Origin of the sequence: Variovorax ureilyticus, assembly GCF_037889935.1 — a bacterium.
Classification (GTDB): Bacteria; Pseudomonadota; Gammaproteobacteria; order Burkholderiales; family Burkholderiaceae_C; genus Variovorax; species Variovorax ureilyticus.
This window is the reverse complement of sequence record NZ_JBBKZU010000009.1, coordinates 245,115-264,564: the sequence shown is the minus strand read 5'-3', so window position 1 is coordinate 264,564 and position 19,450 is coordinate 245,115. Positions and strand designations below refer to the sequence as shown.

Genomic DNA, 19,450 nt, shown 5'->3' with positions numbered 1-19,450 from the left:
ATAGGGGTGCTCCTCTCAAATCAGCGGCGTCGGCTGCATCGGCCGCTCGAAGTAGTCGCCCAGCTTTTCGAGGGCGTGCGGCTCCATGATGCGCAGCCAGCCGCCTTCCAGCCGATGCAAGTTGAGCTGCTGCAGCCGACGCAAGGTCTTGTTGGTGTGGACCAGCGAAAGCCCCAGGGCATCGGCGATGTGCTGCTGGCTCAGCGGAAATTCCGCCCAGCCCTCGCGCACCATGCCGAGCCGCTCGGCCCGGCGATACAGGTGCATGAGCAGCATCGCGACGCGCTCCCCTGCGTTGCGGCGGCCGGTGGTCACGAGGTTGTCGTCCACCATCTTCTCCTCTCGCGCGGCCAGCCAGGTGATGTCGTAGCCCAGCCTGGGATGCCCGCTGAAGAACTCCCAGAGCCGATCGCGCTCGAAGGCGCAGAGGGTGACCGCGGTCATCGCCTCGACGCCATGGGTGTGGCCGTCGGCGAATTCGTCCTGCAACCCGATGAAATCGCCGGGCAGCAGAAAGCTCAGGATCTGCCGCCGGCCGTCGGCCAGCGTCTTGAAGCGGAACGCCCAGCCGGAATAGAGCGTGAAGAGCTGCCCGCTCAGCCGGAACTCGTCGATGACCAGGCGGCCGGCGTCGAAGAACCGCGAGCCGGTGCGGAACGACTCGATGACCCGCACCTCCTCCGCCGACATCGGCAGGAACGCCGGATTTCGGCGCAGGCCGCACGCGTCGCACGGATGGGCTCCACGCGGCGGGGAAAGCCGGGGCAAGTGGTCCTCGAAATTCACCAGATCACTATAGGTCGCCCACACATGTCTTTTGACATTTCGAGGTTTCGTCCTGCCTCCTAGACTGCCGTCGCCCTACACACGACGACAGATGCCGCCTCTTCGGGAAGTCCTCTACATCAGCCTGCTGGCCACCGACCAGTCCACGACCGTCGTCGGCCAGATCGTCGCCGTCTCCCGCGCGCGCAATCTGCGCGACGGGATCACCGGCCTTCTGGTGTTCGACGGGATGCGCTTCTGCCAGCACTTCGAGGGCCCACCCGAAGCGGTGCAGGCCCTGCTGGCGCGGCTCGCGGCCGACCCGCGGCACGTCGAGCTGCGCGTGCTGTACGACGGCGAGCTGACGCAGCGGCGCTACCAGCGCTTCGAGATGGGCCTTGCCGACGTGGACGACCGCGAGGATCTCGGGGACGTGAACGCGCTCCGCGGGATCGCAGCGCTCGAATACTTCATTGCGCTGCGCTCCCGCTTCGATATTTCCGGCTGATCGCCGGAGCGCGGGTCAGCCTGCGCGGGCGGCGGGCTGGGCGGCGTCCCAGCTGTAGGTGGCGCCGTGGCTGTCCCACGGTTCCATCACGATGCGCTCGCCCGCGGCCACCGCCAGCGATTCGCCGGGTGCCAGCACCAGGTCTTCGCTGCCCCGGTGGGCGGTGGCATCCCGGGTGACCCACACCCGGCCCTGCCGGATGCGCAGCACGCTCGAACTGGAGGCTTTGAGGCTCATCGCGTGTCCGGCCTCGAGCTGCCATGCACCGCGGCGCACGGCCGGCGGCACGGCGGCCGGACGGGCCGCTGCAACGGACGAAAGCGTGGTGGTGGTGGCGACGGCGGACATGATGAATCTCCTGGTGGTGAGCTCGCGAATGGCGCGCTTCGGGAATGAATGATCGGCTTGCCGCCGTTGGCAGTCCAATGAAAACGCGGTAGCCTACTGATTCCGGTTTCGCATCAATCAACCTCCCGCCGAAGCCACCCGCCGATGCTGCATTCCCAGACCCACCTGCGTTCCCGGCCGATCTCCGCCGGCCACCTGCGCGCCTTCGAGGCCGTCGCCCGTCACCTGAACTTCCGCGCCGCCGCCGAGGAAATGGCACTGACCCAGTCCGCCGTCAGCCGGCAGATCCAGTCGCTGGAAGACGAAGTGGGCGTGGGCCTGTTCCTGCGGCACACGCGGGCGGTGGAGCTCACGAGCGCGGGCGCGCAGTTGCTGCTGGCGGTGCAGCAGTCGCTGCCGCGCATCGACGGCGCGGTGCGCCAGATCCGGCAGAACGCCGGACGCAAGAGCGTCTCGCTGACCACCTTCGCGTCCTTCGCGTCGATGTGGCTGATCCCGCGGCTGGAGGCCTTCCAGCGCGACAACCCGGAGATCGACATCCGCATCGACGCGAGCGACGTCGCGCTGGACATGGATGTCGCCGACGTCGACCTCGCGCTGCGCTACGGCCCGCGCGAGAACATGCCGGGGGGCGCGGTGCGTCTCTTCGGCGAGACCATCACGCCGGTCGCGAGCCCGTGGCTGATCAAGACCAATCCGCCGATCAAGGCCCCGGCGGACATCGCGCGCTTCACGCTGATCGAGGCCGGCGACGCACACCGCACGCACCTCGAATGGCTGACGTGGCGCCGCTGGTTCGAGGTCCACCACATGTCGCGCGCGCAGCCCCGGCGCTGGCTCTATTTCAACTACGCCTATCAGATGGTGCAGGCCGCGCTCACCGGCCAGGGGCTGGTGCTTGCCCGCAGTTCACTGATCGCCGAAAGCCTCGCCAACGGCGATCTGGTGGAAGTGCTTCCGCACCACCGCATGGATTCACCGATGGCCTACTGGCTCATCACCGGCCCGCGCAGCGCGCCGCGTCCGGAAATCCAGGCGTTCTGCGAATGGCTGCAGGGCCAGGCCGCGATCACGCGCGAGACGATCGGCGAAGTGCCCGATCCGGACACCATCGACCAACTGGATTGATCAGCCCACCGGCCAGACGACGCCGTTGTCGTTCAGGATGGCGTCCAGCGGCACGTCATGGGCCTCCGGCTCGAAGTCCTCGAGGAACCCATTGGTGAAGCCCAGCCCCACCGTGAACGGCTTCGGCTCCAGCGCCGCCAGCGTGCGGTCATAAAAGCCGCCACCGTAGCCCAGGCGATACCCGCCGGCGCTGTAGCCGAGGCAAGGCACGAAGAGCAGCGTCGGCACGATCAGCTCGGTGTCCTTCGGCTTCGGGATGTCGTAGGCATCGTTCTCCATCGGGCAGCCCGGATACCACGCATGGAAGGTCAGCGTCTTGTGCACCCGGTCGACCACCGGCAGGCCGATGCGACGGCGCTGCGGCTCGTCGAGGAGCTCGCCGTCTTCCTTCCAGCGATGCAGCGCGGGCAGCGGATCGAACTCGCCCTTGATCGGCCAGTAGGCGCCGATCACCGTATCCGGCCGTCCGACCAGCCAGATGCGCATCACGCGCTGGAGCAGATCGGCGCGCGCGAGCCGGTCCGGCATGGCCAGACGCTGTTCCACCAGTGCATGACGCAGCTGAGTTTTGAGAAAGTTGGCAGTTGCCGAGGTGTCGGCACCGTTTGACTTGTCCATAATCCCCCGATGCAATTCGAGAGCATTTTGGCACCGGTCCGCCGCCTGCCCCGTGCGGCCTTTTTGTCGCCAGGCCGCCCCAAGACAAAAAGCGCCCCCTCGGGGAGCCGCAAGGACACGAAGCGCCGAGCCTGGGGGCTTTTCTCCACCCTTGTATTTTCGATCTTCGCCGCGGCCGGCGCGACCCAGTCCGCCCATGCGCAGAACGCGAACGACGACGTTCTCCTGCAGATGAAACAGGCCGCCCAGCGCGGCGACAAGGCGCGCCTCACGGCACTGCTGCCGCAGGCACGCGGCCACCTGCTCGAACCCTGGGCGGCCTACTGGGAGCTCAGGGCGCGCCTCACGGAAGCGAGCCAGCAGGAAGTGCAGGCCTTCCTCGCGCAATACGCCGGCACCTACCAGGAAGACCGCCTGCGCAACGACTGGCTGCTGCTGGCCGGCCAGCGACGCGACTGGAACGGCTTCACCAGCCTGCATCCCGCCTTCCGGATGAACGACGATGGGCAGGTCCGCTGCTACGCGGTGCTCATCGAGACGCTGCAGTCCGGCACCGCCACCCCGGTGCAGGTGGACGAGGTGCGCCGCAACTGGTTCGCCCAGCGCGACCTCGACGACGGCTGCCTCACCGCGGCCGATCGCATGATCAGCGCGCGCCAGATGCCCGCCAACGACGCATGGAAGAAGGCGCGCCTGTCGATCGAGGCCAATCGTCCGCAGGCCGCGCGTGGTGCCGTGATGATCGTGGCGCCCGATGCGATCCCGCTGTTCGAGGACATGAACGCCAACGTCGGCAAGTTCCTCGCGAGCCGCGCGGTGGTTGCCGCCAAGTCGCGTCGCGAGATCGTGGTGCTCGCGCTGATCAAGCTCGCGATCGCCGACCCCGAGACGGCCGCATCGCAGCTGGACGGCAAGTGGGGGCCGATGCTCTCCGCCGAGGAACGCAACTGGCTCTGGGGCACCATCGGGCGGCAGGCGGCCAGCAAGCTCTCGCCGTCGGCCAACACCTATTTCTCCTACGTCACCAGGAACAGCGACCTCTCCGACGAGATGCTCGCGTGGAAGGCCCGCGCCGCGTTGCGCACCGGCGACTGGAAGGCGGTGCAGGCCGCGATCGACGCGATGAGCGAGGCGCAGCGGCAGGACCCGACCTGGGTCTACTGGAAGGCCCGCGCGCTGGCCACCTACGGCGGCGACGAGCGCCGCGCCCAGGCCCGCGCGCTGTACGAAGGCATCGCGGGCACGCGCGGCTTCTACGAGCTGCTCGCGCTGGAGGAACTGGGCCAGCGTGCCGCCGTGCCCACGCGCCCGGCGCCGCTCACGGCCGAGGAAAAGAAGGCCGCGCGCGACAACCCGGCGCTCAATCGCGCGCTCTACGCGATCTCCATCGGCATGCGTCCCGAAGGCACGCGCGAGTGGAACTACGCCACCAATCTGCACGATCGCGGCGGCATGGCCGACCGCGAGCTGCTCGCCGCCGCCGACCTCGCCTGCCAGCGCGAAGTGTGGGACCGTTGCATCAACACCAGCGAGCGCACCAAGGGCGCGATCGACGTGGACCAGCGCTTCCCGATGCCCTTCCGCGACACGGTGGTGCGCAAGAGCCAGGAGATCGGCCTCGATCCCGCCTACGTGTACGGCCTGATCCGGCAGGAAAGCCGTTTCGTCATGGACGCGCGCTCGGGCGTCGGCGCCTCGGGCCTGATGCAGGTCATGCCAGCCACCGCGCGCTGGACCGCCAAGAAGATCGGCATGTCCGACTTCACCCCGGGCCAGATCACCGACCGCGACACCAACATCACCATCGGCACCAACTACCTGAAGCTGGCGCTCGACGATTTCGACGGCTCGATGCCGCTTGCCGCCGCCGCGTACAACGCGGGCCCGGGCCGGCCGCGCAACTGGCGCAACGGACCCATCATGGAAGCGGCGATCTGGGCCGAGAACGTGCCCTTCAACGAGACGCGCGACTACGTGAAGAAGGTGCTCGCGAACACCACCAACTACGCGGCCCTGATCACCGGGCGGCCGCAATCGATCAAGGACAAGCTCGGCCGCGTCGGCCCGCGCGATACCGCGGAGCCCGAACCCAACAAGGACCTGCCCTGAACCGGACCCTGCAGAGCCTGCGCGCCCAGTTGCCCAATTGGGCGATCGAATGGCTGGGGATCATCGTGCCGGTCGCGGAGGTCGCGCTCATCGTGCTGGGCGCCTGGCTGCTGTATCGCTTCGTTCGCCGCCTCGTCGAGCGCGTGACCATGAGCTACGCGCTGCCCTCCAACGTGGCCATGGTCACCCGCCGCACGGCGGGTTTCCTGATCTACGGGGGCGCGGTCCTTTGGGCCCTGGAGCGGCTAGGCGCCTCGGGCACGGTGCTCTGGACGGCCTTCACCGGCTTCGCCACCGTCGGCGCGGTGGCCTTCTTCGCCGCCTGGAGCGTGCTGTCGAACATGTTCTGCGCGCTGCTGATCTTCACCACGCGCATGTTCTGGCCCGGCGACACGGTGGAGGTGCTCGAGAACGGCGAGAAGCCCGGCCTCAAGGGCCGCGTGCTGGACATCAACCTCGTCTTCACCACGCTCGAGGAAACCGGCGACGCGCGGCAAGGCACGACGCTGAAGATCCCCAACAGCATGTTCTTCCAGCGGGCGGTGCGCCGCTGGCACGGCAGCGCGCCGCCCCTGCCGCCAGCCCTTGCGCCGCATCCGGCGCCGTATTCCCAGGCGGACCCGGCGCCGCACTGAGCCGGCGAAAGTGCCGCAGTCCTACGCGGCCCGGCCAGAGGCTGAGCGACACTCCCCTGGCCCCACTACCCGCTGCACCATGGCCGATTCCCTCTGGGCGAAGACCACCGAGGTGTTCGCCGCCGAGTTCTCCGACGTTGGCGAGATCACGCAGGTGCTGCGCATCCTCATCCGCCTGCTGCTCGCCGCGGTGCTGGGCTTCCTGCTCGGCTTCGAGCGCGAACAGCACGGCAAGGCCGCGGGGGTGCGCACGCACATGCTGGTGGCGCTCGGCTCGGCGCTCTTCGTGCTGGTGCCTGAGCAAGGGCGCGCGACGTCGGCCGACATGAGCCGCGTCATCCAGGGTCTCGTGGCGGGCGTCGGCTTCCTGTGCGCGGGCACGATCCTCAAGCGCGGCCGCGACGAGCGGCATGTGGAGGGCCTCACGACCGCGGCCGGGCTGTGGATGACTGCCGCCATCGGCATGGCCTGCGGCCTCGGGCGCGAGCTCACGGCGATCATCAGCGCGACGATGGCGCTGGGGGTGCTTGCGCTGGTGCCCCGGCTGGTGGCTCTGGTCGAGCGCGTGGTCGGACCGACCGCCGGAGATCCGAAGGGGAGCCGACCCCACGTGATCACGACGCCCGACGACGATCGTCCTGCTCGCTGAGCATCAATTCCCGCCCTGTTCCGCATCAATCACCGCCATGCCGACGGCTAGGATGGAAAGCTTTGCAGCAGCCCACCGGAGATTCGCGATGACCCAGCTCTACATCGGCAACAAGAACTACTCGTCCTGGTCGATGCGGCCGTGGGTCCTGATGAAGCAGGCCGGCATCGCCTTCGAGGAAGTCATGGTGCGCTTCGATTCCTTCGACGCCGACTCGGAGTTCAAGCACACGATCCTCCAGATCAACCCGACCGGCACCGTGCCCGTGCTGAAGGACGGCGGCATCGTGGTCTACGACACGCTCGCCATCTGCGAATACCTCGCCGAGACCTACCCGGAAAAGCAGCTCTGGCCCGCCGACCGCGCCCGCCGTGCGCAGGCCCGCAGCGCGTGCGCGGAGATGCATGCCGGCTTCACTTCGCTGCGCAACCACTGCCCGGTGAACATCGAGGCCGACCTGCGCGAACAGGGCCAGCTCATCCTGCGCAACCAGCCCGGCGTGCGCACCGATGTCGACCGTCTGGTGAAGCTCTGGGGCGGCCTGCTCGAGTCCCACGGCGGGCCGATGCTCTTCGGCGAGTTCAGCATCGCCGATGCCTACTTCGCGCCGGTATGCACCCGCATCCGCACCTACGGCCTGCCGGTGCCCGCGCCGATCTCGGCCTACATCGATCGCGTGCTGGAACTGCCCGGCGTGAAGGCCTGGATCGAAGAAGCACTCGCCGAAAAGGAATTCGTGCTCTTCGACGAGCCCTACCGCCTGCGGCGCTGACCCTCCGGGGCGGCGGGACGCAATCGCCGCCCTACACTCGCCCGATGCAAACCTACCTCGTCGGCGGCGCGATCCGCGATGCGCTGCTGGGCCGGCCCGGCAGCGATCACGACTGGGTCGTCGTCGGGGCGACGCCCGAGCAGATGATCGCGCGCGGCTACGTGCCGGTGGGCCGCGACTTCCCGGTGTTCCTGCATCCCGAGACGCGCGAGGAATACGCGCTCGCGCGCACCGAGCGCAAGAGCGCACCGGGCTATCGCGGCTTTGTCGTGCATGCAGCGCCCGACGTGACGCTAGAACAGGACCTCGCGCGGCGCGACCTCACCATCAATGCGATCGCCTTGCCCGAAGACAGGATCGGCGCCTCCGATCGCCTCGACGTCGATCCGGCCGATCTGGTCGACCCATTCCATGGCCAGCGCGACCTGAGCGAAAAGCGCCTGCGCCACGTCACCGACGCGTTCCGCGAAGACCCGGTGCGCATCCTGCGCGTCGCGCGCTTCGCTGCGCGCTTCGACGACTTCACCGTCGCGCCCGAGACCATGGTGCTCATGCGCGAGATGGTCGAAGCCGGCGAGGTCGATGCGCTGGTGCCCGAGCGCGTGTGGCAGGAACTCGCGCGCGGCCTGATGGAGTGCAAGCCTTCGCGCATGTTCGAGCTGCTGCGCGAATGCGGCGCGCTCGCGGTGCTGCTGCCCGAGGTGGATCGGCTCTGGGGCGTCCCGCAACCCGCGGCCCATCACCCCGAGATCGACACCGGCGTGCACCTGATGATGGTGCTCGACATGGCCGAGCAGATGAAGACATCGCTGGCCGTGCGCTTCGCCTGCCTGATGCACGACCTCGGCAAGGGCACCACGCCCGCCGACATCCTGCCGCGCCACCACGGCCATGAACAGCGCAGCGCCAGGCTGCTGCGCGAGGTGTGCGACCGCTGGCGCGTGCCGGTCGACATTCGCGAACTCGCGGACGTGGTCGCGCGCGAGCACGGCAACATCCACCGCAGCGGCGACCTCGACGCCGCGGCCGTGGTGCGCCTGCTGGAGCGCTGCGATGCATTTCGCAAGCCCGACCGTTTCGACGAAGTCCTGCAGGCCTGCGAATGCGACGCGCGCGGACGGCTCGGGCTCGAATGCCGCCCGTATCCGCCACGCCAGCGGCTGCTCGCCGCGCTCGGTGCCGCCCAATCGGTCGCGACCGAACCCATCGCCCGCGCAGCGCGCGACGCCGGCGCGTCCGGCCCCCGGATCGGCGAGGCGATCTCACGTGCCCGCGTGGCCGCGGTCGGCGAAGCGCTTCAACCCTCCTCCCAGAGTTGAATTGACGACATTGGCCGACGCGGCGCGCGGCGGGAGTCTGCTATGGTTTTTCCTCCATGCAGCAGCCCCCCCGACTCACGCACGACGCGGCGCTCTTCCTCGACTTCGACGGCACGCTGGTCGATCTCGCCGAGACGCCTGAAGCGATCCATGTACCCGCCGCGTTGATCCCGCTCCTCGGCGACCTCGCCGATCTGCTCGGCGGTGCGCTGGCCGTCGTCTCGGGCCGGCAGATCGACGTGATCGATCGCTTTCTCGCGCCGTTGCGGCTCCCGGCCGCCGGCGAGCACGGCGTGCAGCGCCGCGATGCCGAAGGCCACATGCAGGAGCAGCGCCCGCCCGATCTCACGCTGGTGCTCGATGCCGCGAACGAGCTCGCGGACGTGCACGAGGGCCTGCTGGTCGAGCGCAAGCACGCCGCCATCGCACTGCACTACCGGCTCGCGCCGCAGCTCGAAGCGGTGTGCCGGGACGCGATGCAGCGCGTGATCGAAGGCCAGCCGCAGCTCGAACTCATGCACGGCAAGTTCGTCTTCGAAGTGAAGCCAGCGGGCATCAACAAGGGCATCGCCATCGACGCCTTCCTGAAGGAGCCGCCTTTCGCGGGCCGCGTGCCCGTGTTCGCGGGCGACGACACCACCGACGAAAGCGGCTTCGCGATCGTGCAGCCGCGCGGCGGTGTCGGCATCAAGGTGGGCTCGGGTCCCAGCCTGGCGCTGCATCGGCTCGACTCGCCGCGCGCGATCTTCGAATGGCTCGTGGTCACGCGCGACCTGCTCGCGGCGCCCGCAACGACAACCCCGAGGAGGCCCGCATGACCACTTTTCAGAAGGACACCGAAGCCACCGAGGACCGCGCAGGCCTGTCGGTGGCTGGGGCCGCAGGCGCAAGCGACAAGGCGGCGCCGCACGACGAGGCGCTGACCCGCCCCACCGCGCACCTCGGCTTCGGCCCGCCGGCGGAGCAATCGCTCGAAGTCGGCGTGATCGGCAACTGCGCCTACAGCGCGCTCATCGATTCGCGCGCCCGGGTGGTGTGGTGCTGCCTGCCGCGCTTCGACGGCGATCCGGTCTTCAACGCTCTGCTGCATCCCGGCGAGGAAGCCAGCGCGTGGAGCATCGAGATCGAGGACTTCGCCTCGTCCAGGCAGTGGTACGAGCCGAACACCGCGGTGCTGCGCACGCAGCTCTTCGACACCGCCGGCCAGTGCATCGAGATCACCGACTTCGCGCCGCGCTTCCACAGCCGCTCGCGTTACTTCCGCCCGCTCACGATGGTGCGGCGCGTGAAGCCCGTGGTCGGCGCGCCGCGCATCCGTGTCAAGCTGGCGCCGCGCTTCCAGTGGGGCGCCGCGGCGCCGACCATCACGCGCGGCAGCAACCACATCCGCTATGTCGGGCCCGAATTCGCGATCCGGCTCAACACCGATGCATCGGTCTCGCACATCCTGTCGCACCAGCCCTTCGTGCTTTCGCGCGAGCACAACTTCGTGCTCGGTGCGGACGAGACGCTGACCGACGGCATCGCCGACACCGCGCGTCACTTCGAGCAGGAAACCATCGCCTACTGGCGCACCTGGAGCAAGCGCCTCGCGATCCCCTTCGAATACCAGGAGGCGGTGATCCGCGCCGCGATCACGCTCAAGCTCTCGCTCTACGAGGACACCGGCGCGATCGTCGCCGCGATGACCACCAGCATCCCCGAGGCGCCGGGCAGCCAGCGCAACTGGGATTACCGCTACTGCTGGCTGCGCGACGCCTTCTTCGTGGTGCGCGCGCTCAACAGCCTCTCCGAAGTGGGCACGATGGAGGACTACCTGCGCTGGCTCTCGAACGTGGTGATCGGCTCGCGCGGCGAACACATCCAACCGCTCTACGGCATCGGGCTGGAGAGCCAGCTGCCGGAGTCCTTCGTGGACGGCCTTCCGGGCTATCGCGGCATGGGGCCGGTGCGCGTGGGCAACCAGGCGCAGGAGCACTTCCAGCACGATGTGTACGGCAACATCGTGCTCGGCGCGGCGCAGGCCTTCCATGACCACCGGCTGCTGAGCCGCGCGGGCCTGGCCGAGTTTCCGTACCTCGAAGCGGTCGGCGAACAGGCGATCCGCGTCTACGGCACGCCCGATGCGGGCATGTGGGAGCTGCGCACGCGAGCGCGCGTGCACACCAGCTCGGCGCTGATGAGCTGGGCTGCCTGCGACCGGCTCGCGAAGATCGCGCGCGCACTCGGCCTGCCCGAGCGCGCGGCCTACTGGCACGGCCATTCGTCGCGCATGCGCGAAGAGATCCTCGCCAAGTCCTGGTGCGAGGAGCGGCAGGCCTTCGCCGAAAGCTTCGGCGGTCACGAGCTCGATGCGAGCATCCTGCTCATGGTCGAGGTCGGACTGATCGACGCGCGCGACCCGCGTTTCATCTCCACCGTCGACGCGATGGAGAAGGCGCTCTGCGACGGCCCCTACATGCGCCGCTACGAGGCGGCCGACGACTTCGGCAAGCCAGAGACCGCGTTCAACATCTGCACCTTCTGGCGCATCGACGCGCTCGCGAAGATCGGCCGGAAGGCGCAGGCGCGGCAGATCTTCGAGACCATGCTTGCTGCGCGCAACCCGCTCGGCCTGCTGTCGGAGGACACGCATCCGGTCACCGGCGAAATGTGGGGCAACTTTCCGCAGACCTATTCGATGGTCGGAATCATCAATGCAGCAGTTCGACTTTCCGCCCCCTGGGACTCGTGCATATGACGCCCCCCCGGCTTTTCACTCGCTGCGCTCCAGTAACTCCACCCCCCGAGGGGGCGGCACGGCACGCCTTGGGGCGGCCCGGCGGCGGCCGCAGAAAGCACCCATGAGTCGATTGGTGGTGATCTCGAACCGCGTAGCCGACCCGCGCAAGCCTGCAGCGGGAGGACTGGCCGTCGCCGTCGGAGAGAGCCTCCAGCAAAGCGGCGGCCTGTGGTTCGGCTGGAGCGGCTCCATCGTGGAGGACGGCCCGACCGGCGAAGGCGAACTGCACCGCCAGCAGGCGGGCAAGGTCACGCTCGCGACCATCGACCTGAGCCGCGAGGACCATGACTGCTACTACCTCGGCTACAGCAACGACGTGCTCTGGCCGGTGTTCCACGGCCGGCTCGACCTCGCGCACTTCGAGGCCGGCTTCGTGGGCGGCTACCGGCGCGTCAACCAGCTCTTCGCGCGCAAGCTGCTGCCGCTGCTGCAGGACGACGACATCATCTGGGTGCACGACTACCACCTGATCCCCCTGGCGGCCGAACTGCGCGCGATGGGGTGCCGGCAGCGCATCGGCTTCTTCCTGCACATCCCGCTGCCGCCGCAGATCATCCTGGCGGCCGTGCCACAGCACGAGTGGCTGATGCGCTCGCTGTTCGCCTACGACCTCGTCGGCTTCCAGGCCCGGCAGGACGTGCAGCACTTCGAGGACTACGTGCGCTATGAAGCCAGGGGCGAGGTGATGGGCGATCATCTCTATCGCGCCTTCGGCCAGACGGTGCGCTGCGACGCCTTCCCGATCGGCATCGACGTCGACGAGTTCGCCGCGCTCACGCATGCGAAGGAATCGCGGGACATGTACGAGACCATGAAGCGCGAGTATTCGACGCGGCGCCTGCTGCTGGGCATCGACCGGCTCGACTACTCCAAGGGCATTCCGCAGCGGGTGCGCGCATTCCGCGAACTGCTCGCGCACTACCCGGAGAACCGCCGCAGCGCGACCCTGATCCAGATTGCCTCGCCGACGCGCGAGACGGTCGACGCCTATGGCGACATCCGGCGCGAGCTCGAGTCGCTGTGCGGCGCGATCAACGGCGACTACGGTGAGCTCGACTGGATGCCGGTGCGCTACATCCACCGCATGGTGGCGCGCAAGCGTGTTCCGGGCCTGTGCCGCGCGGCGGCGGTCGGCCTCGTGACGCCCCTGCGCGACGGCATGAACCTCGTCGCCAAGGAATACATCGCCGCACAGGATCCGGCGGACCCGGGCGTGCTCGTGCTCTCGCGCTTCGCGGGCGCGGCCGAGCAACTGAAGCAGGCATTGCTGGTGAATCCGTACGACATCCACGGCACCGCGGAGATCGTGCAGCAGGCGCTGCAGATGCCGCTGGAGGAACGTCGCGAGCGGCACCAGAAGCTGCTCGCGTGCATCCGCGAGCAGGATGTGCACTGGTGGCGCAACGGCTTCCTGAATGCGCTGCGCGCGGCGGAGAGCGTTCGGTAGGCAGACCGAGACCTCAGCGAATTCTTTCAGTCACCCGCCGCCCCGCGCGCTTCTCGTTCACCCGCACCCCCACCTTCTCCCGCCGCAGGCTGTTCCCCAGCGCCGTCTTGCGCAGGATCACCGCGAATGACTGGATGAACACCGGCTTGGTTTGTCCGATCCGCCACAGGATGCCCGGCGTGCGCGTCGGCGTCGGGCTTTCGAGCGGGATCACGGCGAGCCCCGACATGCCTTCGGGCACCGCGTTGATCGCCACGATCGTGCCGATCTGCGTGCGCGCCACCAGCCCGAGCATCGGCGCGACGGTCGACATTTCCGCCACCACCGTCGGTTCGGCACCGCAGGCGCTGAAGCATTCGTCGATCATGGTGCGCGTGGAGAACGACCTGGCGAGCAGCACGAGGTCCTGCCGGTGCAGCTCCACCATGCGGATGCGCTTGCGGCCGGCGAGCGGGTGGCTGTCGGAAACGACGAGAACCATCTCCTCGTTGTAGAGCGGCTCGAACCACAGGTCCGTCGGGTCCTCCGGCCGATAGGCGATGCCCAGATCGAGCTCACCCGCACGAAGGCGGGCACAGATCACTTCGGCGGAGAGCTCCTCCACGCTGATGCGCACCGTCGGGTGCCGCGCGAGGAAGAGCGCCACGCATTCCGGGATGAGCCCCATGTTGAAGGTGTGCGTCGCGCCGATGCGCACCTGGCCCGTGAGGTTGCCGGCATCGGGCTTGAGCAGCGCCACGCCCTGATCGACCTCGCGCAGCGCACGCGATGCGAAGCCGCGCAGCAGCTCGCCGGCTTCGGTGGTCACCACCTTCTTGCCGATGCGTTCGAAGAGCGGCTGGCCGAGCTCTTCCTCGAGCTGGCGAATCTGGTGCGAGAGGGTCGACTGGGTGACGTGTACCCGCTCCGCCGCCCGCGTGAAGCTCAGGCAGTCGGCCAGTGCGACGAAATAGCGCAGATGCCTCATCTCCATGAAAACCCCCACGAATGATCGATGCCATCGATGATATCGATGGAAATTCATCATTTGTCGCGTGCGGGTCGCCGCCCTATCGTCCCGCCCATCGGCGCTCGATGACGCCGGGACAGGAGACAAGCACCATGTCGGAATACAACCAGGACGGCATCACGCGCGACGTGCTCGATGCCTTCGCCAAGACCCCCGACCCGCGCCTGCGCGAGCTGATGACGGCGCTGGTCAAGCACCTCCATGCCTTCGCGCGCGAAGTCGATCTCAAGCCCGAGGAATGGCTCGCGGGGCTGAACTTCCTCAATGCCACCGGACAGATCTCGACCGACAAGCGGCCTGAATTCATCCTGCTGTCGGACACGCTCGGCCTGTCGATGATGGTGGTCGCCCTGGCCCAGGCCCGCGCCAGCCAGGCAAAGGGCGCAACCGAAGCCACCGAAGCCACGGTCGAAGGCCCCTTCTACTGGGCCGGTGCGCCGGACGTCGAACTGGGCAGCGACATCGCGAACGGCGCGACGGGCGAGCCAACCTTCTACATGGGCCGCGTGACCGACTGCGACGGCCAGCCGCTCGCGGGCGCGCTGCTCGACGTGTGGTCGGGCGACGGACACGGCAAGTACGACGTGCAGCTCAGCAGCGAGCCGTCGATGCAGGCGCGCGGACGCTTCCGCACCGACGCGCAGGGCCGCTACTGGTTCTGGTCGATCCGCCCGAACTACTACCCGATCCCGGACGACGGGCCGGTCGGCGACATGATGCGCGCCACCGAGCGCAGCATCTACCGCCCCGGCCACCTGCACCTGCAGGTCTCTGCGCCGGGCCATGTGACGCTGACCACGCAGCTCTTCGTCGGCGGCAGTCCGTACATCGACGCCGACGCGGTCTTCGGCAAGCGCGACAGCCTCGTGGTCGATTTCGAGACCCATCCGCCGGGCAAGGCGATCGACGGCCGCGAGATGCGCGTGCCCTACCACTCGGCGAGCTTCGACGTGCGCCTCGCACCCGCCACGGCTTGATGCGCCCACCCATCATTTACTTCAAGGCAAGCCCTATGAAACTGACACAACCCACCCCAGGGCACCCGCGGAACCGGCTTCGCCGGGCTGCCGGGTGCGCCCCCTCGAGGGGGAGCGCCGAAGGCGCATGGGGGTGCCTATGAAGATCGGCAAAGCGACCGTGCCGCGCACGGCCATCAGCACCTCGGACGCGCACACGATCGTCATCCGTGGGCAGGACCTGTCGAAGGATCTGATCGGCAAGATCTCCTTCGTCGACCATTTCTTCTTCCTGTTGACGGGCAAGCACCCCACCTCCGGCCAGTCCGAGGTACTGAACGCGACCCTGGTCGCGATTGCGGACCATGGCCTCGTGCCGAGCGTGCAGGCCGCGCGCATGACTTTCGCGGCCGCGCCGGATGCCCTCCAGGGTGCAGTGGCGGCGGGCATTCTCGGGTGCGGGTCGGTGATCCTCGGCGCCTCGGAAACCGCAGGCCGCCTGTACGGCGAAATCGATGCGCTCGCGCGCGCCGGCAAGCCGCTGGGCACGGCCGCGCTCGAGGTGATGAAGGCATGGCGCGCCGCCGGCCGCTCCATTCCCGGCTACGGCCATCCGCTTCACAAGGAGCGCGATGCCCGCGTCGATGCGCTCTTCGCGGTCGCGAGATCGGCACGCACCGACCAGCGCTTCGTCGAAATCGCCGTGGCCGTCGAGGCACTCATGCCCGATGTGCTGGGCAAGCCGCTCAAGCTCAACGTCTCGGGCGCGATCCCGGCGGTGCTGCTCGGCGCGGGCTTTCCGGTCGAGGCGCTCCGGGGCGTGCCGATCCTCGCGCGCACCGCGGGGCTGATCGCGCAGCTCTACGAGGAAATCCGGCAGCCCATCGGCTTCGCTCTGTCCTACCAGGCCACGCGGGAGATGCAGTACGACGGCGCGTTGCCCGCCGGCTTCGGGGCGCACGAATGATCCAGGTGCTGCAAGGCCTCAAGGTCATCGAGCAGGGCACCTTCATCACCGGCCCCGCGGCCGGCATGCTGCTCGGCGATCTGGGCGCGGACGTGATCAAGGTGGAGCAGCCGAAGACCGGCGACCCGTTCCGCGCCTTCAAGGATGGCCTCTACAGCCCGCACTTCCAGACCTACAACCGCAACAAGCGCAGCATCACGCTCGACACCAAGAGCGCCGACGACCGCGATGTGCTGGATGCATTGATCGCCGATGCCGACGTCTACATCCAGAACTTCCGCCCCGGTGTGGCCGAGAAGCTGGGCGTCGGCGCCGAGCGGCTGCGCAAGCTCAACCCGAAGCTCGTCTACTGCTCGATCAGCGGCTTCGGTGCGACCGGCCCGGCCGCGGACCGCCCGGCCTACGACACCGTCGCGCAGGCCGCGAGCGGCTTTCTCAACCTGCTGATCAACCCCGAGAACCCGCGCGTGGTCGGGCCCGCGATCGCCGATTCGCTGACCGGCTTCTATGCCGCCTACGGCGTGCTGGGCGCGCTGTTCGAGCGCAGCCGCACCGGCCAGGGCCGCATCGTCGAAGTCTCGATGCTGGAGGCGATGACGCACTTCAACCTCGATGCCTTCACGCACTACTTCCAGGTGGACGAGGTGATGGGCCCCTACAGCCGGCCGAGCGTCTCGCAGTCGTACGTGCTGCGCTGCGCGGATGGCAAGTGGATCGCGCTGCACATGTCATCGCCCGAAAAGTTCTGGCGCGGACTCGCGACCGCGATCGAGCAGCCGGACATCTTCGAGGACCCCCGCTTCGCCACGCGCGAGGCGCGCATCGCGAACCAGGAAGCGCTGATCGAACTGCTCGGCGAGCGCTTCCGCATGCAGCCGCGCGACGAATGGTGCCGCCGCCTGCAGCGCGAGGACGTGCCTCACGCACCGATGTACGACACCAGCGAGGCGCTCGAAGATCCGCAGGCCAGGCACCTCCAGCTCATGACTTCGGCCGAGCATCCGGTGATGGGCCTGTTCCGCACGGTGCGCTCGCCGGTGAGCTTCGACGGGCAGCGCTCGCTCGACGTGCGACCGCCGCCGGTGCTCGGCGAACACAACGAAGAGATACGCGCCGCGCTGCAGGTCCGCACGAAGGCCGGCAAGCAAGGAGACCCGGCATGAATCCCGCAGATACGCGACGCTCGTTTCTCGGCGTGTTGACGGCCGGCGTGCTGGCCTTGTCCGGCATCGCGCAGGCGCAGGATCGCCCACCGATCCGCATGATCGTGCCCTTCGGCGCCGGCACCACGACCGACACCGTCGGCCGCGTCGTCGCCGAGGCGCTCGGCAAGAGCCTGCAGCAGCCGGTGATCGTCGACAACCGCGCGGGCGCCGGCGGATCGACCGGCACCGACCTCGTCGCCAAGGCCGCACCCGACGGCCGCACGCTGGTGATGGGCACCGTCGGCACGCACGCGATCAACGCCTCGCTCTACAGCAAGCTGCCCTACGACCCGGTGCGCGACTTCGCGCCCGTCGCGTTCATCGGCTACACGCCGACGCTGCTCGTCGTCGCCGCCGATTCGCCGATCAAGTCGCTGAAGGATCTCGCGCAGGCGGCCGCAAGACCGGCCGGCATCACCTTCGCGTCGGCAGGCAACGGCACGTCCGGTCACCTCGCGGGCGAGCTGCTCGCACAGCGGCTCGGCGGCAAGATGATCCATGTGCCCTACAAGGAAGGCGCGGTCGCGCTCACCAGCGTGATGGGCTCTCAGGTGGACTTCATGTTCTATCACCCGGCCGCGGTGCTGCCGCAGATCAAGGCCGGCAAGCTGCGCGCGCTCGGCGCCAGCGGCGCGGTGCGCAGCGCCGCGGCGAGCGACGTGCCCACGCTGATGGAGCAGGGCGTCGCCGACTTCGATCTGGTCGCGTGGTTCATGCTCTACGCGCCCGCCGCGACGCCTGCGGCGACGCTTTCGCAACTGCGCGCCGGCGCGAGCGCCGCGCTCGCCCAACCCGAGGTGATGGCGCGCCTGCGCGACCAGGGCATCGAATCGCGCACCCTGCGCACCGACGAGATGCAGCCTTTCAACAAGACCGAGCTGGGCAAGTGGGCCGAGCTGGTCAAGCGCTCCGGCGCACAGGTCGACTGATTCCGACAGAAGAAACCACAGGAGACAGGAACCATGAAGACGCAGACATGCAATGGGATCGGACGGCGCGCCGCAGTGGCCGCGATCGCGCTCGCGGCAGCCGGCCTCTCGCTGGCGCAGACGCCCACCGGGCAGCCGATCCGCATCGGCAGCACGCTGGCGCTCACCGGGCCGCTCTCGGCCACGGCGCAGATCCACAAGCTGGTGGGTGACATCTACATCGAGCAGGTCAACAAGCGTGGCGGCCTGCTCGGCCGGCCTGTCGAATGGGTGGTGAAGGACGATCAGTCCAAGCCCGACCTCGCGCGCACGCTCTACGAGCAGCTCGTCACCGCCGACAAGGTCGACCTGCTGATGGGGCCGTATGCCACCGGCGCGATCCTTTCCGCGATGGGTGTGGCGCAGCGCTATAACAAAGTGCTGGTGCATCACACGCTGGGCATTCCGTCCCTGGCCAAGTACGACATGCAGTTCCCAGCCTGGTCGATCGGCTCCGATCCCGCGAACACCGTGCCCAACACGCTGTTCGATGCGCTCGCCGCATCGCCCAAGCCGCCGAAGACGGTGGCGGTGGTGACCAGCAAGTTCCCGTCGATCCAGTTCATGAGCGCGGGTGCGCGCGAGGTGCTCAAGAAGCGCGGGCTGAGCGAGGTGCTGTTCCTCGAATGGGACTTCGGCAACCGCGACTTCGGCCCGATCGCCAACCGCATCAAGGATGCGAAGCCCGACTTCGTGTGGGTGGGCGCGATCGGGCTCGACGGCAACCTGCTGCTCGATGCGATGAAGAAGATCGACTATGTGCCGCCGCAGCACTTCTACCTCTACCCCTCGCCCGGTCCGCTTTTGGCCTCACCGGAGGCGAAGAACGCGCTGTCGGCCACCATCTTCGAGGACCAGCCTCCCTTCACCAGCAACTACGGCGCGGCCGAGTTCGTGAAGATCTACCGCGAGCGCGCGGCCAAGGCGGGCTTCACCGACACGTCTGTCGAAACGCAGGCCGCAGCGTCGTACACCGCCTGGCAGATCCTCGAGGCAGGCATCGTGGGCACCAAGAGCCTGGACGACAAGGCCATCGCCAACTACCTGAAGACGAACAAGGTCGACACCATCCAGGGCAAGCTGCGCTTCGATGGCGTCGGCAACTTCGGCGACGACCTGATGCGGATCAAGCAGATCCAGGATGGGAAGTGGGTGGTGGTGTGGCCGAAGGAAGTCACTTCCGGCGGTGCGAAGCTGATTGCACCTTGATATGACGCTCGACCGAACGGGCCTCGGTGCGTGCGCCGCGGTGATTGAGGGGTGGG

19 protein-coding genes are annotated in these 19,450 nt (G+C 68.3%); 15 read left to right on the top strand and 4 right to left on the bottom strand.

All coding sequences use genetic code 11. From position 1 onward, the window contains the following. Positions 1 to 15 precede the first annotated feature (15 nt). Positions 16 to 690, bottom strand: a complete 675-nt coding sequence (locus WKW77_RS21420) for a Crp/Fnr family transcriptional regulator (protein WP_340358931.1) — start codon at positions 688 to 690, stop codon at positions 16 to 18. Between the two features lie 187 nt (positions 691 to 877). Between WKW77_RS21420 and WKW77_RS21415 the strand changes: the two genes are divergently transcribed. Next, positions 878 to 1,273: a BLUF domain-containing protein gene (locus WKW77_RS21415; RefSeq protein WP_340358898.1), complete on the top strand. Its 396-nt coding sequence runs from the start codon at positions 878 to 880 to the stop codon at positions 1,271 to 1,273. Between the two features lie 15 nt (positions 1,274 to 1,288). Here the strand turns inward: WKW77_RS21415 and WKW77_RS21410 are convergent, their stop codons facing one another. Beyond that, a complete protein-coding gene (locus tag WKW77_RS21410; RefSeq protein WP_340358897.1) occupies positions 1,289 to 1,621 on the bottom strand; it encodes a DUF2917 domain-containing protein in 333 nt (110 codons plus the stop codon). Positions 1,622 to 1,765: 144 nt separating this feature from the next. On the opposite strand from WKW77_RS21410, the gene WKW77_RS21405 reads away from it, so the two are divergent. Continuing rightward, on the top strand, positions 1,766 to 2,749 hold the full coding sequence (locus tag WKW77_RS21405; RefSeq protein ID WP_340358896.1) for a LysR substrate-binding domain-containing protein: 984 nt from the start codon (positions 1,766 to 1,768) through the stop codon (positions 2,747 to 2,749). Here the strand turns inward: WKW77_RS21405 and WKW77_RS21400 are convergent, their stop codons facing one another. Continuing rightward, entirely contained in the window at positions 2,750 to 3,367 is a 618-nt protein-coding gene (locus tag WKW77_RS21400) for a 5-formyltetrahydrofolate cyclo-ligase (protein ID WP_340358895.1), read from the bottom strand. It abuts the gene before it with no gap. Positions 3,368 to 3,598: 231 nt separating this feature from the next. Here WKW77_RS21400 and WKW77_RS21395 point away from each other — a divergent pair, with 231 nt between their 5' ends. The 8 genes from WKW77_RS21395 (at position 3,599) to WKW77_RS21360 (ending at position 13,080) form a co-directional block, all read left to right on the top strand. Beyond that, the gene (locus WKW77_RS21395; protein ID WP_340358894.1) at positions 3,599 to 5,476 is read left to right on the top strand and encodes a lytic transglycosylase domain-containing protein; all 1,878 of its coding nucleotides are present in this window, start codon (positions 3,599 to 3,601) and stop codon (positions 5,474 to 5,476) included. A gap of 29 nt (positions 5,477 to 5,505) precedes the next feature. After that, positions 5,506 to 6,111 carry a mechanosensitive ion channel family protein gene (locus tag WKW77_RS21390; RefSeq protein WP_340358893.1) on the top strand — a complete coding sequence of 202 codons (606 nt, stop codon included), beginning with the start codon at positions 5,506 to 5,508 and terminating at the stop codon, positions 6,109 to 6,111. Positions 6,112 to 6,190: 79 nt separating this feature from the next. Continuing rightward, positions 6,191 to 6,760 (top strand): MgtC/SapB family protein, encoded by a 570-nt coding sequence (locus tag WKW77_RS21385; RefSeq protein ID WP_340358892.1) that lies wholly within the window; start codon positions 6,191 to 6,193, stop codon positions 6,758 to 6,760. A gap of 88 nt (positions 6,761 to 6,848) precedes the next feature. Beyond that, complete coding sequence (locus WKW77_RS21380; RefSeq protein WP_340358891.1) at positions 6,849 to 7,532, top strand: glutathione S-transferase N-terminal domain-containing protein; 684 nt, start codon at positions 6,849 to 6,851, stop codon at positions 7,530 to 7,532. A gap of 44 nt (positions 7,533 to 7,576) precedes the next feature. After that, positions 7,577 to 8,851, top strand: a complete 1,275-nt coding sequence (locus WKW77_RS21375) for a multifunctional CCA addition/repair protein (RefSeq protein ID WP_340358890.1) — start codon at positions 7,577 to 7,579, stop codon at positions 8,849 to 8,851. Positions 8,852 to 8,907: 56 nt separating this feature from the next. Continuing rightward, positions 8,908 to 9,669, top strand: coding sequence for a trehalose-phosphatase (gene otsB, locus WKW77_RS21370; protein ID WP_340358889.1), 762 nt, complete (start codon positions 8,908 to 8,910; stop codon positions 9,667 to 9,669). Next, the gene (locus WKW77_RS21365; protein WP_340358888.1) at positions 9,666 to 11,591 is read left to right on the top strand and encodes a glycoside hydrolase family 15 protein; all 1,926 of its coding nucleotides are present in this window, start codon (positions 9,666 to 9,668) and stop codon (positions 11,589 to 11,591) included. Before otsB ends, WKW77_RS21365 begins: the two co-directional genes overlap by 4 nt. Positions 11,592 to 11,694: 103 nt before the next feature. Continuing rightward, the gene (locus tag WKW77_RS21360) at positions 11,695 to 13,080 is read left to right on the top strand and encodes an alpha,alpha-trehalose-phosphate synthase (UDP-forming) (protein WP_340358887.1); all 1,386 of its coding nucleotides are present in this window, start codon (positions 11,695 to 11,697) and stop codon (positions 13,078 to 13,080) included. A gap of 13 nt (positions 13,081 to 13,093) precedes the next feature. Here the strand turns inward: WKW77_RS21360 and WKW77_RS21355 are convergent, their stop codons facing one another. Next, positions 13,094 to 14,053 carry a LysR substrate-binding domain-containing protein gene (locus WKW77_RS21355; RefSeq protein ID WP_340358886.1) on the bottom strand — a complete coding sequence of 320 codons (960 nt, stop codon included), beginning with the start codon at positions 14,051 to 14,053 and terminating at the stop codon, positions 13,094 to 13,096. A gap of 128 nt (positions 14,054 to 14,181) precedes the next feature. Between WKW77_RS21355 and WKW77_RS21350 the strand changes: the two genes are divergently transcribed. The 5 genes from WKW77_RS21350 to WKW77_RS21330 all read left to right on the top strand — a co-directional run bounded on the left by WKW77_RS21350 (position 14,182) and on the right by WKW77_RS21330 (position 19,394). Then, the gene (locus WKW77_RS21350; protein WP_340358885.1) at positions 14,182 to 15,066 is read left to right on the top strand and encodes a dioxygenase family protein; all 885 of its coding nucleotides are present in this window, start codon (positions 14,182 to 14,184) and stop codon (positions 15,064 to 15,066) included. A gap of 139 nt (positions 15,067 to 15,205) precedes the next feature. Then, positions 15,206 to 16,012 carry a citryl-CoA lyase gene (locus WKW77_RS21345; RefSeq protein ID WP_340358884.1) on the top strand — a complete coding sequence of 269 codons (807 nt, stop codon included), beginning with the start codon at positions 15,206 to 15,208 and terminating at the stop codon, positions 16,010 to 16,012. Continuing rightward, positions 16,009 to 17,175, top strand: coding sequence for a CaiB/BaiF CoA transferase family protein (locus WKW77_RS21340; RefSeq protein ID WP_340358883.1), 1,167 nt, complete (start codon positions 16,009 to 16,011; stop codon positions 17,173 to 17,175). Before WKW77_RS21345 ends, WKW77_RS21340 begins: the two co-directional genes overlap by 4 nt. Then, a complete protein-coding gene (locus WKW77_RS21335) occupies positions 17,172 to 18,146 on the top strand; it encodes a Bug family tripartite tricarboxylate transporter substrate binding protein (RefSeq protein ID WP_340358882.1) in 975 nt (324 codons plus the stop codon). The genes WKW77_RS21340 and WKW77_RS21335 overlap by 4 nt, the downstream gene beginning before the upstream one ends. A 33-nt stretch (positions 18,147 to 18,179) precedes the next feature. Beyond that, positions 18,180 to 19,394, top strand: coding sequence for an amino acid ABC transporter substrate-binding protein (locus WKW77_RS21330; RefSeq protein WP_340358881.1), 1,215 nt, complete (start codon positions 18,180 to 18,182; stop codon positions 19,392 to 19,394). Positions 19,395 to 19,450: the final 56 nt, after the last annotated feature.